This is a genomic window from Aurantibacillus circumpalustris, from assembly GCF_029625215.1.
In the GTDB taxonomy this organism is placed as follows: Bacteria; Bacteroidota; Bacteroidia; order B-17B0; family Aurantibacillaceae; genus Aurantibacillus; species Aurantibacillus circumpalustris.
In genome coordinates this window covers 2,979,624-2,995,402 of record NZ_CP121197.1, presented here as the reverse complement: position 1 = coordinate 2,995,402, position 15,779 = coordinate 2,979,624, and the positions used below count along the sequence as shown (strand labels likewise).

General features: G+C 36.9%; 9 protein-coding genes. 1 reads left to right on the top strand and 8 read right to left on the bottom strand.

Features of this window, described 5'->3' with window-relative positions:
• Positions 1–45: 45 nt before the first annotated feature.
• From P2086_RS12435 to P2086_RS12425, 3 genes are read right to left on the bottom strand one after another with little or no spacing between them, the layout of a single operon-like run.
• A complete protein-coding gene (locus P2086_RS12435; protein WP_317897065.1) occupies positions 46–759 on the bottom strand; it encodes a LytR/AlgR family response regulator transcription factor in 714 nt (237 codons plus the stop codon).
• A gap of 13 nt (positions 760–772) precedes the next feature.
• Entirely contained in the window at positions 773–1,801 is a 1,029-nt protein-coding gene (locus P2086_RS12430; RefSeq protein ID WP_317897064.1) for a sensor histidine kinase, read from the bottom strand.
• Positions 1,802–1,832: 31 nt separating this feature from the next.
• Positions 1,833–3,173: a peptidylprolyl isomerase gene (locus tag P2086_RS12425; protein ID WP_317897063.1), complete on the bottom strand. Its 1,341-nt coding sequence runs from the start codon at positions 3,171–3,173 to the stop codon at positions 1,833–1,835.
• 427 nt (positions 3,174–3,600) lie between these two features.
• Between P2086_RS12425 and P2086_RS12420 the strand changes: the two genes are divergently transcribed.
• On the top strand, positions 3,601–6,807 hold the full coding sequence (locus tag P2086_RS12420) for a T9SS type A sorting domain-containing protein (protein ID WP_317897062.1): 3,207 nt from the start codon (positions 3,601–3,603) through the stop codon (positions 6,805–6,807).
• A 238-nt stretch (positions 6,808–7,045) separates the two neighbouring features.
• On the opposite strand, the gene P2086_RS12415 is transcribed toward P2086_RS12420, so the two are convergent.
• Genes P2086_RS12415 through P2086_RS12395 form a run of 5 tightly spaced genes read right to left on the bottom strand, consistent with a single transcriptional unit; the run spans position 7,046 to position 15,743 of the window.
• Complete coding sequence (locus P2086_RS12415) at positions 7,046–7,318, bottom strand: acylphosphatase (RefSeq protein WP_317897061.1); 273 nt, start codon at positions 7,316–7,318, stop codon at positions 7,046–7,048.
• A gap of 12 nt (positions 7,319–7,330) precedes the next feature.
• Positions 7,331–9,436: an OmpA family protein gene (locus P2086_RS12410; protein WP_317897060.1), complete on the bottom strand. Its 2,106-nt coding sequence runs from the start codon at positions 9,434–9,436 to the stop codon at positions 7,331–7,333.
• 7 nt (positions 9,437–9,443) lie between these two features.
• Complete coding sequence (locus P2086_RS12405; protein WP_317897059.1) at positions 9,444–10,439, bottom strand: PorP/SprF family type IX secretion system membrane protein; 996 nt, start codon at positions 10,437–10,439, stop codon at positions 9,444–9,446.
• Positions 10,439–14,473, bottom strand: a complete 4,035-nt coding sequence (locus P2086_RS12400; protein WP_317897058.1) for a PKD domain-containing protein — start codon at positions 14,471–14,473, stop codon at positions 10,439–10,441. Before P2086_RS12400 ends, P2086_RS12405 begins: the two co-directional genes overlap by 1 nt.
• Before the next feature lies 1 nt (position 14,474).
• The gene (locus P2086_RS12395; RefSeq protein ID WP_317897057.1) at positions 14,475–15,743 is read right to left on the bottom strand and encodes a PorP/SprF family type IX secretion system membrane protein; all 1,269 of its coding nucleotides are present in this window, start codon (positions 15,741–15,743) and stop codon (positions 14,475–14,477) included.
• Positions 15,744–15,779 lie beyond the last annotated feature (36 nt).

The following is a 15,779-nucleotide window of genomic DNA, read 5'->3' as shown; positions in this document are numbered from 1 at the left end:
TAATAACGGCGAATTTATACATTTAGTATGAGAAACGAACATAATTTATAAACTCATCATGTCCTTTAATTTAACCGCCTGCCGGCGAGAAATTTCAATCTCTTTACCGTCTTTTAATTTTACGTTTAAACCCCCATTAAACCAAGTCTCTACGCTTGCAATGTAACTCATATTAATCATGTGTTTACGACTGGCTCTGAAAAATTGTTTTTCATTTAGGCGGGTTTCCAGACTATTTAGACTTCGCAAAATGAGGGGACGGAAATTATCGAAATAAACACGAACATAATTTCCTTCCGATTCAAACAAACGGATATCCGATAGCTTTACGAACCAACACTTATCTCCGTCCTTAATGAAAACCATGTCTTTTTCGGTCAAAGGAGTATCATTATCAACACGGGAAGCTATTTCTTTAATTGATAATTTTTTGATCGTTTCGGCTAAGTCTTCAGCTTTAACAGGTTTTAAGAGGTAGTCAAAAGCATTTAATTTAAAAGCTTTAATGGCATGTTCGTCGTGAGCAGTTATAAAAACAACATCTACAGTAGCTGAGATCTCTTCTACAAGTTCAAGTCCTGTTTTTCCTGGCATCTGAATATCACAAAAAATAATATCGGGTTTTAATTCATTTATTTTTTCTTTAGCTTGTATGGCATCAGAACATTCTGCAATCACTTCTACTTCTTTATGAATAGCAAGAAGGTTCTTTAATTCCTGGCGCGCAAGGCGCTCATCATCAATTATTATGGCTTTCATTTACAGCTAATGTTTACACTTTCAAAGGTAAATTAATCTCAACAACTACCAAATCTTCTATTTCTTTTATCGAAATATTCCCGGCGTTTCCGTACAATAAATCAAGTCTTTGGATTGAATTTTTGAACCCAACTCCCGTTAACGGAGCTTCAGAATTAATTTTACCGGTGTTGGAAACTTGTATTTTAAGATTTGCGGCCTCTACACCGGCGCGTATTGAAATACGACCTTTACCAGGAAGCTTAGAAATACCATGTTTGATAGCATTCTCAACTTGTGATTGCACAATAAAGGGTGGTATGAGTACATTTAAAGCTTGTGCATCGATTTCGAAATCGTAATTCAGCCGCTCTTCGTAACGAATTTCTTCTAAATTAAGATAATCTTTTACTAACGAAATTTCTTCCCTTAATAAAATTTCTTTTCGTTTATCCATTAACAAAGTGTTCCTTAAAATATTAGACAGCTGAGTTACAGCATCTTTAGCTTTTGAAGGATTTTCGTCAATTAAAGCCCTGATACTGTTCATACAGTTAAAAATAAAATGCGGGTTTAACTGCGCTTTTAGACTATTTAATTCGGACTCTCTACTGGCAGCAAGATAGCGGAGCGAGTTTATTTCAGAACGCTTATAGTTTTGAAAATACTGAAATCCAAAATAAATAACATTCCACAAACAAAATATTACTGCGAAATTTATGACGGAAACAGAAACATCAACCGCAGTGAGATCTGCCAAAGCCAATCCGAAAATTTTTGATAAGGCTAATATCATCCCGAAGAAGATAATTCCTTTAATAAAACTAAATAAAACAATGTATATAAGTTGAGATGGAATTTTTAAATCCAAAATATGCAGACGAATGAGAAGGTGCCGGTAAAAATGTGAAATACCGATACCGATTGGCAGCATTAAAAAATAGATAAGGTATTCGCGGTAACCAGATTCAGAAGTTAATCCAAAAAAAATAGAGTTGATTACTATGTAAAATGACCAACCAAAAATCTGACAGTACCAATAAATATGATATTTCTTAACCACGCTTCGTTTCGCTGGTCAAGGTACTAAAAAATCAATTATTGATTGTCCATTGATTTTCGAATTTGCAAGCAAACTCTTTATCGAGTTTTATGTAAGTGATTTTTGAACGCTTTTTAATCCAATCGCGCACCAACTCTTTCTTTTTAGATTGATTTGCCATTGAAGAGAGACGTTGATAATCTTCTTTCAAATTGGCTTTATGCGGATCAATACGGGCTTTTAATTTTAAAATTCTATAACCTGGCTTCCCGTCAGGCGTTGAGAATTGCATCGGTTTACTCATATCGTCTGGTTGCATACTGTTTATAGTCGCAATCAAGTTTTTGTCGATCTGGCTCAACGTTTCATTATCAAAACGTGTAGATGCGTTTGAAGGATTAATCATTAAACCCGCGTTTTGTTTTGTTTCCTCATCATCACTGTATTTTTTTACAGCATCTTCAAAAGTTATTTTTCCCGATTTTATTTCCTCGTAAATTGTATCGAGTTTTAGTTTGCAATTATAAAAATCTTCGTTGCTCATTTTTGGCATAACAAGCACGTGACGCAAATCGACTAACTCACCTTTACGTTGTTCGAGTTGAATAAAATGATAGCCATACGGTGTTTCAAAAACATTCGAAATTTCGCCCTTTTTTAAACGAAAGGCCACGGCTTCAAAACTAGGATCCATAACACCTCTACCTACATTCTCATAACGACCACCGTCTTTTGCGGAACCTGGATCTTCGCTGTATAAACGGGCAATTGTACTAATACTAACTTCTCCTTTAATAACCCTTTGACGGTAGGCTTCTAAAGTTTCTCTGGCATCTATTTTTGCCTCGTGACTAAAAGATGGTTTTTTAACCAATTGCTCTAATTCAACTTCTGATTCAATAAGTGGTAAACTGTCTTCGGGAATGGAATTATAAAATTGTCTGATTTCAGCAGGTGTTAATTTTGCATCTCCGGTAATTTTGCCGTTCATTTTTTCGGCAACAAGTTGTTCTTGAATATCAGCTCTGAGCTCGTCTTTTAAAACATTGGTGCGTTTACCGTAAAACTCTTCCAACTTAGCTTCACTTCCAAACTGTTGAATAAAATAGTTCATTCTGCGCGTAAGTTCCGTCTCTATTTCAGCATCACCAACAACAACACTATCTCTATCTGCTTGCGCCACTAAAAGTTTTTGAAACACAAGCATTTCAAAAGCCATACACTTATCTATAGGAAGGCCTTGTTGATCGCGCTCAATCATACTGCTTTGCAAATCGCTTAATAGAATTGGGTATTTAGCAACAACACCAATAACTTTATCAAGTACCTGTTGCTGACCTTGCATCACAAAACCCGAAAAAGCAAGAAATAGAAAGAATTTTATTTTTAACATCAGCGGTAAATTTACTCAAAAAAGGATTGATGGGAAATCGGGATTTCTTAAAATTTGGTAAGATTTAGAAACCACACTAAATGTAAAATGAGGTTTTTAAACTAGTCAATAATTTAAACTCTTTTCAATGGATTTCCAACCAACTTTATAACCTTCAAAATTAGTCACAAAGCATAATTTTTCATTTTCATTACCATGTTAAAAGATCCTGGAAGTATTACTTTCTTTACGCTAATTTTTGTGCAGTACCTAGCCCCTTAAGAAAGTATTTTACGCTTGTGAAAATTTTTATATAGTAAACTCACAGTAATTGAAATTGAAATGTTAAAGTTAAAACTTGGCCTTAAATAAGAATATTTTGCGGTTTTATTGACTTTTATCAATTTATTTGTTTTTTTTTACGCAAACAAACTTTAACTCTAAAAACATGAAGTCTAATTACCTAAAAATTAAGCTGGGAGCCCTTTTGCTTACCGTTCTAACACTTAAGTTAGGAGCACAGTTTTCTGGTGTTGTTACAATCAATAACACCTTACCTGCATCTTCAACAAATTTTACAAGTTTTGCGACTTTTGCGGCGTCTATCAATGCCGTTGGCGTAAACGGTCCATTAACAGTAAATGTGGCCTCAGGAAGCGGCCCTTACACTGAACAGGTGAATTTTACTGCAATTGTTGGCACCTCTTCCACCAACACTATAACTATGAATGGAAATGGTTGTACTATATCCTATAATGCAACTCTGGCCGCCTTACCTCATACCTTTATGCTTAGTGGTGCTGACTACATGAAAGTAAACAACCTAAATATAATAGGAACAGGTACTTCATATGCACTGGCCTTACATTTATGGAACTCTTCAGATTTTAATAGTTTTACTAATTGTACTATTACAGTAAACCCAAATACTACCCTTGCGGCAATTACTCCCGTTTCTGTTAGTGGGTCTAGCACAAGTCCAACAACGAGTGGACTAAGTAATAATAATCAGTGGACATCTTGTTTCACTAATAATGGATATTATGGGTTTTGTTTTTACAGTACTACTGCCACTCCTTTTATGTTAGGTAACAAAGTTATTAATTGCAGAATTGCCGATACTTATTATGCAGGAATCTATTCTTATTATACCACAGACCATACATTCAAAGGCAATATTATCGAACGTCCCACTCGAACAACACACACAACCAGTTACGGGATATTTTTGAACGGAAATCAACTTAGAATACTTATTGATGGTAACCATATTAGAAACGTGTTTTCAGTTACTAACACTACTAATATTTACTACGGCATGTATTTGGCTTCTTCCGCAACTGTAGGAAATGAGATTGTTGTTTCAAATAATATCATCTCCGATATAAAAAGTAATGCTGCTATCTATGGAATATATAACGGAGGTTATACATACCAAAACATCATTCATAATACTATTTCTTTAGATGATCCTAATTCTACTGCTGGTGCAACATACGGGCTGCAACTTTACACAGGTCCTTTCGTTATAAAAAACAATATTATTTCGATTACCAGAGGGGGAACAGGCGCTAAATTTTGCATTTGGTACAGTGGAACAGCTACAAACTTTAAATCTGATTACAACGTACTTTATATGAATTCGCCAGCGGGTACTAATAACCTTGCCTATATGAACGCTAACCTTGCAAATTTATCAGCGTTAAAGGCAAGTAATAGTAATGTATTAGACCAAAATAGTAAAGACAATGATCCTGTTTATACTGCTTTAGGTGCTAACTATGCGCCTACAGCACTTGCAATAAATAATATGGGCGATGCTTTAGGCACACTAGCCGATTTCAATAATTTTACACGTAGCTTGCCAACACCTGATCCAGGTGCAATTGAATTTTACACCCAAACCTGTATCGGTCAACCATCTACAACATCTATCATTACTCCAACAATGGTGTATTGCCCAGGCACAACAGTTAGTGTCTCCTTCAGTGCTAATAACTATACCTTTGCCGGACTAAATTATCAATGGCAATCATCAACAGTTTCTCCTTTAGGTCCCTTTACCGCAATACCCGGAGCGACCTTAACCAATTTAGCAACTTCGCCCTTGGTTAACGTTACAACCTATTACAGTAATGTAGTTGTTTGTCCTGGTAGTGGCACACTAAATTTGCCTTCTAGTCCCGTAAATATGGTGGTAACTACCACCAGTGTAGTACCTTATTTGGAGAGCTTCGAATCTCTAAACTCCCAAAATAGATTGCCAAACTGTTCTTGGGCTGTAAACAACTCTGTTACTGCTTTAACTCAAACAATTTCTAATCCAAACGGTAGAATTCCACGTACTGGTTCGAATTTTGCGATGTTTTCAAATAGTCCAATAGGAGCTAATTATTTTTACTCGAATGGAATATCTCTTGACGCTGGTAAAACTTATTCAGCATCATTATGGTATCTTACGGAATCTGTCGGATACACTAATTGGACAGACTTATCTATTTTAGTAGGATCAAATCAATCTCCAACAGGTCTTACTCCTATCGTTTCAACAAATGGACCAGCCATAAGCGCAACACACAAATTACTGTCTAACACCTTTACGGTTGCTGCTAACGGAATTTATTATATAGCTGTAAAAGCTACATCAACTGCTGGAAGTGCTGCTTATTTATCATGGGATGATTTGGAAATCACTCTTCCTTGCTCTCTAAATGGACCAACAGTTTCTCTTAGCGTCAATTCTTCGACTGTTTGTAGTGATAAACCTTTTCAGATTTCTGCAGTTGGTGCTGATACATACACATGGAGTACTTCCGAAAATACATCGGTAATAACAGTTACGCCGATGATCACAACCACAGGCTATACAGTGATGGCAACTAAAGCTCTTACAGGCTGTACGGCTAAATTTGTTCAAAACATTACTGTGTTTCCTTCGCCAGAACTATTTATTACTTCAAACATGGATATTGTTTGTGCTGGATCACCTGTAAATCTTGGCGGACTAGGCACAAATATTGTTTCTTTTAGTTGGGAGAATGGCGTGACCCAACCAGCTAATGTCGTTTATCCAACAACGAGTACTACCTATTCTTTATCTGGTTCAAATATTTACGGATGTAGTTCAATAGCAACAAAATTTATTTTAGTAAAACCATTGCCAAATATTAGTGCAACAAGTACTTCTTCACAAATATGCTCTGGTGAGTCTGTAAAGTTAAGCGCTACAGGTGCCTCAACTTACAATTGGGTTTCGAATACATCAGCAATTTTATACATTGGCAGTACTATTGTTATTAATCCTACTAGTTCAGCTTCGTTTACAATAACGGGTACTGATTCTAACGGCTGCTCTAATAAGGGTAGTTACATTTTATCAGTAAATGACTGTACCGGATTAAATAAAGTTACCGAAGAATTTAACCCTATAAGAGCATATCCAAATCCAAACAATGGGTTGTTTATCCTAGAAACATCTGCTGGTAATGAAAAAACAATTGAATTAGTTGATATAACGGGGCGTATTGTTTTATCAGATGTAATTCATAGTGAGAAAACAGAAATAGATATAAATAATCTATCTTCTGGTGTTTATTATTTGAAAATTAAGTCAGAGAAAAACGTGGAGGTTGTTAAAATTATTAAAGGTAATTAAACTGAGTTAAAAAATTAATTTCAATATAGAGTAATAGATTCGCTTTGCCTGTTTTGTTGGAATAACTATACTAGTTTTATTATTGAGGTTAGGGGCGCACCTGTATATATGCTTATTCTTATACAGCTGCGCCTCAAACTTTTACAATTTTACCTTGTGTTTCAACAATAGCTTTCACTGTTGGGAAATAAATACGGATTTAATCTGTTTTAATAGAAAATCGCGGAAGATTATCAAGTTAACGCTTAATCTCAAATGTCTGATACCCCATTACTTCCTGTTCTTCTGATTCCACTTCTGTTACATCGGCTAAACGGGAACCGAGATTACACCACTCAATAAATTTGTTGATTCCTTCCTCCAATCCTTCTGCGTGAATTAATACACTTTTATCATGTTGGTTTTTTACAAAACCTGTAAGATTATTTTTGTGTGCAGTCGCCTGAGCGTTAAACCTATATCCTACCCCTTGAACCTTTCCTTTAACCACTATTTTATAACTGCGAATCATTGAACTAAGTACTTATTTTGTTGCGTTAATCAAGTTTAAATTTGTTTCTCCAATAATTCTAAAAGCAGTACGTCTGTTTTTTTGATGCGCAGCTTCAAATTCAGGACTTTTATCCACCATGGCATCAATATCTACTTGGGGAATAATAGGCTTACTTTCTCCGTATCCACGAGCATTTAAATGGTTCTTATCAATACCGTGTTGAATTAAATAATCAACGCAACTTTGCGCTCGCGCTTGCGACAGCTTTAAATTGTAAGCATCATTACCTCTGGAATCGGTGTGCGAACTTAATTCTATACTAAGATTATCATTAAGCTTTAGAAGGTCTACAATTTTATCCAAAACTTCCATCGATTTTGGCCTCAAGGTTGCTTTATTAAAATCGTACTCCACCCCTTCAATTTCAATGTCACCTTCTGGTATTGGAATAAGTTCAAAATTTTCTTCAAAATGTTTACTATCGGTTAAGCCCTTTGTAATAACACTGGCAGACTTTCCGAAATATTTACTTTTTTGTGCTTTTAAAAAGTACTCGAAGTTGGCTTTAAGTTCTGTTTTATAATAGCCTTGCTCATCGGTTACTACATAAAAAGGTTCATCGTTATCGTGAACGTCTCTTATTGTAACGAGTGCTGAGGGAATAGGGAGTCCTGTAGTTTCGTCGGTTACCACACCTTCCAAATCAAATTTAATTGGATCATTTTCGTAGGAATAAATATTGTAGCAATGCCCTCCTTCACAATCTAAACGATCACTTGATAAAAATCCTTTTGTACCCAGTCTGTTTGTTACATAATAAGCGTCGTCTTTGGAAGAATTTATCGGCCGATTTAAATTAACTGGTACCTGATAAATAGAATCATCCACATTTAAACTTGATTTAAATATGTCTAAGCCACCAAGTCCTGGTAGTCCGTTTGAACTAAAGTAAAGTGTATTACTGATATCGTGGTAGAAAGGTGTTACCTCGTCGGCGGGCGTATTAATTTCATCACCAAGATTTGTAGCGTCACCAACAAAACCGTTCTCATCAATGGAGGCCATCCAAATGTCAAAACCACCTTTACCACCGGGGCGATTTGAAGAAAAGAATAATCGGTGACCATCGGCTGTAACAAAAGGATGATGGGACTTGTAACCAGGCATGTTAATATTTGTTCCTAGCTTCATTGCTTCAAAAAACTTTCCACCGGTTGTTCTGGCCATATAAATAAACGCTTCGTAACGGTTATTATCACTCCAGCGTGTGAAGAGCATCACCTCTTCAGGTGTAAAAACGCCAGATCCTTCATGAAGAGAGGTGTTTACAGGTCTTCCAAAATTTATAGGACGTTGCCAAATAGTATCTTCCAGAGTAGAATAATATAAATCGCAATAGTATCTTGAATCTTGTTTTTCGGGATCAGTAACAACGCCACCTCTTCTTGAACTCGTAAAAATCACCTTTTCATCGCTGAGATAATACATGGTACCAAAATTACTTGTGCCGCGGTTAAACACAAGTGTATCCATCATTCGAATGTTTGCCTTTGTTGGCGCTAATGTATCTAAGGCAAAATAGCACCACGTTTCACGCCTCGCCGCTAACAAAATAAGTGAATCTGTTCCTTCCTTTTCTGCCACAAAGGAATCGAAGGCTTTCAGAGCCACGTCGTATTTTTTCTGATGCATTAAACTGATTCCATAATAGTAACCAGCATCTTTATACACTTTTCTTTCAACACATTTATTATAGGCGTCAGCTGCATGGGAGTAGTCAAAGTTTAAACGATAACTCTGTGCTAAACGGTATAAAATAAAGTCATATTTACTTGATTGAACCAGATCTGCTTTAACAATGTTGATACTGTCTTTCTTCTTTGTTATTTCAAGCTCGGGAACTTTAAACAAGGAAGGCATTTTTAAGTTCACTAATTGAGGTTCATATGGCAAAACGTAGCTTCGTAACACAGTCGTATCGTCTAAAACTTTTAAATAATAAATGGCCGCATTTGCGTAATCTCTTTTCGCATAAGATTCGTCTGCAAGGTCAATCCATACTTTTTTTGACTGTGAATTAGCTACAGAAGCTATAAACAGGCAACATAAAAATAAAATTGATTTCTTTAACAACATACTATTACTAGAGACGTGGACAGTTTTTAATTTCAGTGTTTTTTGTTTTTTTACCCAACCAGGTTAATGATAATTCGTATGCGCCACGAGTTTTTGAAATACCTCTCAGGGTCGATGTATTAAAATCGTAGGACATTTTAAAAATATAATTATCCTTTTTTAATCCAACATAGAGAATACTTGCATCTTTAACTCTGTACGTATAGCCGGCAAGAGCAAAAAACTTTTCACCTTTAAAATAGTAACCAGCATCAAGTGCGTAAGTTTGTTGAATATTTTTAGCTTGTGCGTAAATTAAAATTTTCGGGATCACATAAAGAATTTCACTAACATTTACCCTAACACCCGCATGTATATAATACCTGCGGGGCAAACGATTATCACCGCCCAAAAAACTCTCCTTTGGCTTGGTTAAATTAAATGCACTAAAACCCAAAAAAGGATTAAAGCGAGATTGTTGTTTTCCATAAAAATAAAGTGCTCCAAAATTTATCACTTCCTGATATTGCGAGGTTCCAGTGAAATTTTCACCACTGGCTATAGACTTATCAAACGATCCACCGTTTGCAGTCGTCCATTGCGAATCGAAAGAAAGAATACCGTATTCAATATGTTTTTGATTAAAACCTAATTGAAGTCCAAAGGAAAGATTATGAAATTTCTTTTTATCAATTGGAACGGCATAAGCCGCAGAAACTAACAACTGCAATACATTATAATTGCCTGCACCAGCACGCATATTTGTAATCTGTCCACCAAAGCCCCATTTACCTTTTGGTACATCAAAGCTAACAAGTGCCGTTGTGAAGGGTTTAAAAGCGAGAGCATTCCACTGGTTACGAAAATGGATGTGTGCTCTCATTTTTGTTTCAATTAAACCAGTCATAGCAGGATTTAAAAAAATAGGCGCTGCATCGTACATACTCAAGTGAAAATCCTGAGCATGACCCAAAAGAACACATCCCACTAAAAAAGTAACTAAATATTTTTTTACACGTGTCATTATCTTAAAAGTGTAACGTCACCATTTTTTTTAACCTGCCGGTTATTATACATATCCGCAACCAATGTCCATACATAAACCCCAACTGGTTGGTCTATGCCATTCTTTCTACCGTCCCATCCAATATTTTGATCTGCTGTTTCAAATACCAATTCACCCCAATTATTATACACTCTGAATAACATTTTTAAAAATGGCCCTCCCTTAACTAACAAGAGATCGTTCTTACCATCACTGTTAGGTGTGAAAGCACCTGGAAGCTGCGGAAGTAAGGTTACATCAATATCCTTTCTTAATGTATCTGTGCATCCTGCAAAATCTGTAACGGTAAGTTTAATACTAAATAAACCCGCTTGCTGAAAGGTGTGAACAGGCGCTTGTTCGGATGAAGCTCCGTCGTCGCCAAACTCCCAAAACCATTGGTCAATATTGCCAACCGGTGTTGTAAAATCAGCAAAATAAACAGGCTCTTGCACAACAGAAGGATTATTTGTTAACCCAAATTCAGCTTTTGGCTTTGGAAACACATCCACATACTCGCGATGCGGATCAGAAACACAACCCAGACTAGGAGATAAACCTGCTGGTGTGGCAGTAACCGTTAGAAAGGCTGAAAACCTTTCTGCTGTTGCATAGGCATGCGCAACAGTTGTTGTGGGAATACTGGTAAAAAGTGGTGGAACATTAAATTTAATGCTATCACCAAATTCCCATTGCCAGGCAACAATCGGATCTGAACCAGGAGGAGCAATTGATTTATTTGTAAATATTGCAGGAAAGTCTTGGCAAGCAGCAGAAACTTTAAAATCTGCAAGCGGTAATGGTTTGATCCGAATTAAAGTATCAAACACATCCGGACATTCAATGTTTAACAAGCTTACACCCGTAACCGTTACAGTAACCACATATTGTTGGGCTACTGTATATGTTTTAATAGGATTAGGACTTGTTGAACCTCCTGTTGGAGAATTGTCTCCGAAATCCCAATTCCACTTTAAGAAGGCAGTACCATTTGAAAGGGAGGCGTCACTAAATATTAAAGGAGAATTTACACAACGTTTAGGAGAAAACGTAAAACGAGCGCTTGGAGAGGGAATAAAGGACGCTGTGAATGCTGCTGAGGAAGGAGGACATAATTGATTGTTTGTTGATGTTAATGTTAATATCACAAAACCATTTGTTATATCCGCTTCACTGGGAAGGTAGGATCCAAAAAGAAAATTTGAGCCAGGCGTGAAGGTACCTGGACTAGTGGTACTGCTACTTGTGCTCCATTCGCCAGAATTGGTGTAACCTGACACAGTGCCCGTTAAGGCAATTTGAGCGTTCTTACACACTGGAATAAATGTTTCGTTAACCTTTACAATAGGAGCTGCAAGGATTGATACCATAAAAGAATCCTTTTTCGCAGGGCAAATACCACCGGCACTTTCAAGAATAAAATATACAAAATTAGTATCAAGTGAACTTAAACTATAAGTTGTATTTACCGGAGTGTTTTGTGGTTGCTGATTGGAGAATGCACCATGGCTGTTATTAGAACTCCAAATTCCTTGCGGGGCACCACTGATTGTGCCGCTCAAAGGAATCGTAATTGCGCCAGCGCAAACTGTTGAAGTTGACGGTAAAAATAATAAGGGTTCGGGCACAACTGTTACCAACATAGTCGCGCTCTCACTGGCGCACAAGCCGTCGGCTATTGAACTTAAAGTGAGTGTAATGTTATTTTGCAAAAGATCACCAGGACTTAGAATATACGTTGCTGTTGGCGACGTGTTAGTTAAAGTATAGGCACCTGTTCCGCCTTGCCATATTCCAGCCGTAGTTCCGCTAATACTTCCATTCAATGCAAGAGTACTTGAGTTTGTACAAACAACGCCATTGTTTGGCACAATTGCTACAACTGGAGGATCAATAAAACCAACAGTTAACGTTTTTACCGTATTTGGACATCCATCTAGAGGCACAGAACTGGTAAGACTTAAAGTAATTGTATTTAATGTGAGATCGGCCTGAGACGGCGTGTAGGTAGTTACCAGTCCGGGTACTCCAAAAATACCACCATTTCCTCCACTCCATTGACCAGCCTGAGCTTGAACATTTGATAACGTGCCACTTAAAATAACAGGGAAGATGTTATTTTTACACATAACGGTTCCAGAACTTACGGAAACCTTAGGGCGTTGATTAATGACGAGTTTAACGGAATCTGTTACACTTCTACAACTGCCAACCGAAGATAAATATAAAGTAATTGTTTTAGTTGGCGAAACAGACGTTGTGTCGTTTATAGAAACCGTATAAACAGCAGAAATAATATTTACCGAAGAAATATAATTAGAGGCTGTAGGAATTGCGCCAGAAGCCCCTCCATTTATGGTAACCGTTCCGTTATTATAACTAGTACTCCATACACCCGAAATATCAGCGCCGGTGATAGTGCCAGTTAGAACGACCGTGCCACCCGAACCGGCACAAATAGGACTTAATGTTTGTGTTTGTACAACAGTTTTTCTTAAAAAGGCAGACATATAGTGGAACAATCCACCGCTTGTTAAATCGCCATCAAACACACCCAAAGCAAATTCATCTGTATTGTTGCCAATGGTATATGAACCAATTGGCAAGACACCGGTGGAATATAAACTTATTTGTGCACCCCAAAACGGTCCGCCCTGCAAAGTCGCTGTACCTGGAACTACTGTAAATGCTGCCGCCGGCACTAATGTGGTTGAACCATTTAAAGTAAAAGTACTTTGTGATCCATTTTTGCAAAGAATGTTTAATGCAAATTTCTGTGGTGTGTTTCTCGAAAAAGCTACTAATTTAGAACCGGCACAACTCAGAGGTGGTAACAAAGCTGCGCCTAACTCACAACCAATTCCACTTAAATGATACACATATACATTTTTATCAGCATGAACATAGGTTAAATCAGTGGTCAGAGTATCAACATAAGTATCGCCTTTGTTTAAGTATGTGAATGTTGGCGTACCACCGGCATTAATGGTTAATTGCGTGAAATTCTCTGTAGCCACAATAAAGGCTGATTCTTTCATGCCAGGGTTACCTGCACCGAGTTGGTTTTCTCTGAACAACTGACCGCGGTTTATGATATAGTCTTTGCCAACCACATCCACGGGTACTATCTGATCACCTACCAAATCATAACAGCCCATTCCTCCCCAAGTACTTACCCCAGGCTCTGCAGTACTCGAATGAATATTATTTATGGAGTCATCTGCAACCGTGACCCCTATTGGTTTATCAGAAACAATGATTGTCCCCGATAAATTTTTTCCGGGTAAATATGTATTTTGAACAAGGTTCTCTATGTTATAACAACTACCTGGTGAAGGCAATAAAACACTATAGGTTACATTAGCAATATGACCAACTACGTTACAACGTGGTGTAATCCATACCACTGTATTAGGCATAGTGGCAACTATGGCAATTTGCTGTTTTGGCTGCGATACGCCGGCGGGTGTATTTGCTCTATCACCAAGAGTCCTGTTTCTGTATAACGTTTGTTGTGGACAAACAAATTCAGTACCTAATCCATTTTGTCCTTTTAAAGAAAATGTTTCAGGATTATTATAACCTGGGGGTTGACAAATAACATCGTACACCGAGGTAATATTAGAACTTGCAGAAATGTATAAACCGTAAGGAACCACCATATTTGCAGGTTTTGTCTCCAAGGAATCGAAACCAACATTAGGCGTTAACGTTGATGGTGGACCAGCGGCTATTTTATCTCTCCAAAAAGTGTAATTAAATGTAGTGTTTGGTCCAATTACAATTACCGTATCGTATTTGTTTGGTGCAATGGCGGCTGGTTGTCTTAAATGAACTGTTGTTGAGAGAGCTGAAAAAGTGGAAAGGTGTACAACAATGTCCTGCCTTTCGGTATGATCGGGTGTAGACCAAGGTGCAGCAAACCAAAACGCAGTATCTATCTGAGCAACCGAATTAGTTGCTTTGATTACAAAAACCAAAAATAACACTATGACTTTAGTTTTTATTTTCATACTAATTATTAGGTTCAGTTTCGGTTTTAACTTCTGGTTCTTTTTTTATTTCAGAATCAGGAGTATTGGTTGGTTGTTCTTCAATTACAGTCGGCACCGTTGCTTCAGGTGCTTGTTCAGAAGTTGTTTCTGACTCGGTTTTCACTTCTGGTTCTGATATTTTATCCGGTGCAACTTCTTCTGATTTTGGTTCAGTAATTGTTTCTGGAGTAGGTTCCTCAACTTTTTGTATTTCAGTCTCCACCGGTTTTTCTTTCTCCTCTTCCTTTTTATTAGAGTCTTCTTCTTTTTTCTTTTTACTTTTTAAATTCGTTTTTAATGAGTTATCAATCTTATTTAATTCTTCTTCATCGGCATCTTGTATCAAATCACTTTTAGATTTCTTTTTCTTAAACGGTATCAAATAAGACACTACGATCTCGTGACTTCCTGTTGAGTATTTTTTCAAAGCGCTTAAAGTAATATCGTAACTGTAGGCAAAACTTAGCTGGTTATCTATTTTACAGCCTATCATAAAACAGGCTGAAGAGGTATGGCGGTAGCTGAAACCTGCCCAAATCATATCGTCGTAAATAATCCGTGCATTATATTCTAACTGGTATGGTGCAGGACTATTTGTGCGTGCTAAAATGGTTGGTTGAATAACCCACGTTTTATTAAGATGAAAATTATAACCTGTGTAGGCATAAAAATGTGTTGTGTTTCTTCCAGTTGAATTATCCCAATAAAGCTTAGAATTAATCATGTGCTGATCGCTAAACCCTAGGAAGAAATTCTTGGTATAAAAATAAAACCCAGCATTCGCGTCAAAAGACAAGGCGCGCAAAACATCAGATCTTAAAAAACTATCGTCATGGTCGTAAGGTTTTGCATCGTAAACTCTTAATTTATGTTGAATGCCACCAATGCCCAAGCCAAAATTAATGGCTGCTTTTTTATTAATTTTTAAATGATAACTGTAACTCACATAAAAGTTAGTTTTTTGAAGCAACCCTATTTGCTCGGTCATTATAAGTGCTCCCAGCGCCATGTTTGGTTTTTTCTTAAGCTTACCATAACCACTCAGCATAAAGGTTTTGGGTGCCCCATCAAATCCAACCCACTGATTTCTATAACCAATATTAAATTGTGTACCATCCTCCACCCCAGCATATGCTGAATTATAGAGATATTGATTCATTAAATAATTTGTATACAACGTTTGTTGTTGACCGAGCGCCAAAGCCACCGTCATCAAGAACAGAGAGGTTATATATTTTTTTATTTTCATTTTATGTCTAAGAACTCTATATACGATCAATGCGAT